This window comes from Gordonibacter pamelaeae 7-10-1-b (genome assembly GCF_000210055.1).
GTDB classification, from domain to species: domain Bacteria; phylum Actinomycetota; class Coriobacteriia; order Coriobacteriales; family Eggerthellaceae; genus Gordonibacter; species Gordonibacter pamelaeae.
Map to the genome: position 1 here is coordinate 2,165,187 of NC_021021.1, position 1,430 is coordinate 2,166,616.

The 1,430-nt window shown below is 69.2% G+C and carries 3 protein-coding genes; all 3 read left to right on the top strand.

The annotated features are described in order from the left end of the window. On the top strand, positions 1-403 hold a 403-nt coding region (locus tag GPA_RS10005; RefSeq protein ID WP_167536638.1), incomplete at its 5' end, for a C40 family peptidase. A 94-nt stretch (positions 404-497) separates the two neighbouring features. Then, the gene (locus tag GPA_RS10010) at positions 498-1,010 is read left to right on the top strand and encodes a YbhB/YbcL family Raf kinase inhibitor-like protein (RefSeq protein ID WP_015539794.1); all 513 of its coding nucleotides are present in this window, start codon (positions 498-500) and stop codon (positions 1,008-1,010) included. A gap of 14 nt (positions 1,011-1,024) precedes the next feature. Further along, a partial coding sequence (locus tag GPA_RS10015; protein ID WP_083809055.1) for a DNA-deoxyinosine glycosylase occupies positions 1,025-1,430 on the top strand: 406 nt, incomplete at its 3' end.

Here is a 1,430-nt window from a genome sequence, read left to right on the forward strand (position 1 = left end):
GTACGTGCCCCCCGTCTACAACAACGGCGGCGGCGGCGGTGGCGGCGGCTCCGTGGGCAACTACGGTTCCGTCGTGGACTACGCCATGAGCCGTATCGGCTGCCCGTACGTGTGGGCTGCCGAGGGTCCCGACGCGTTCGACTGCTCGGGCCTCGTGCGCTGGGCGTACCTGCAGGTGGGCATCTCGCTCCCCCATTACACCGAGTCGCTGTACGCCTGCGCGAAGAACCGCGTGCCCGTGTCCGAGGCGCGCCCGGGCGACGTGCTGTACCGCCCCGGCCACGTGGGCATCGCCGTGAGCTACGGCGGGTCGCACTACGTGCACGCCCCCACCTTCAACGCGTACGTGCGCGACACGGACCCGCTGTCGTGGTCCGGCTTCACCTGCGCGCTGCAGTTCTAAGCAGCACCGTTTCAACCTAGTTTCGCAAGGAGGGCCTCGGGCCCTCCTTTTGTATAATGGGGGCACTTCACCCCCCGCGAAAGGAGCATGCGGCATGAACATCTCCGTGAGCCTGGAAAACGGCCTCCTCCCCGACCGGTACGGCAAGCACGCGCCGGCCGACGCGATGCTGGACGGGCACCCGTGCGTATCGTTCCCCCTGTCGATAGACGACGTACCCGAGGGCACGCGGTCCCTGGCGCTCACGTTCCTGGACTGGGACGCCATCCCCGTGGGCGGCTTTTGCTGGATACACTGGATCGCCTGCAACTTCCCCGCCGAAACCCGCTGCATACCCGAGAACGCGAGCGCCTCGGGTGCCGTGCCGTGCGTGCAGGGATCGAACAGCGACTGGTCGCCGCTGGCGGGTTCGCACACCGACCCGCGCATCATCCACCGCTACGCCGGGCCGTATCCGCCCGACAAGACCCACGATTACACGCTGACCGTGTACGCGCTCGACTGCGAGCTCGACTTGGCCGAGGGGTACTACCTGAACGAGTTCCGCCGTGCCATCCGCGGCCACGTGCTGGCCGAGGCCTCGCTCGAGCTGCCGAGCCGCGCCTAGCGGGACGCGCCGCCATGGAGCCGACGCATATCGAGCACCCCCTGGAGCCCGTGTTCGACGCACGGTCGCGCGTGCTCGTGCTGGGCACGATGCCGTCGCCGAAGTCGCGCGAGGCGGGCTTCTACTATGCGCATCCGCAGAACCGCTTCTGGAAGGTGATGGGCGCGCTGTTCGGCGAACCGGAGCCCCTGGGCAACGAGGCCCGCACGTCGTTTATGCTGGAGCGCCGCATCGCGCTCTGGGATGTGCTGGCCTCGTGCACCATCGAGGGCGCTTCCGACGCCTCCATCGCCGACGCCCGGCCCAACGACCTCGCGCGCATCGGCTCGGCTGCGCCGCTCGAGGCCGTGTTCACCACGGGCTCGAAGGCGGCCGGCCTCTACCGGCGCTTCTGCACGGGCATGCTGCCGGGCGTGCCGC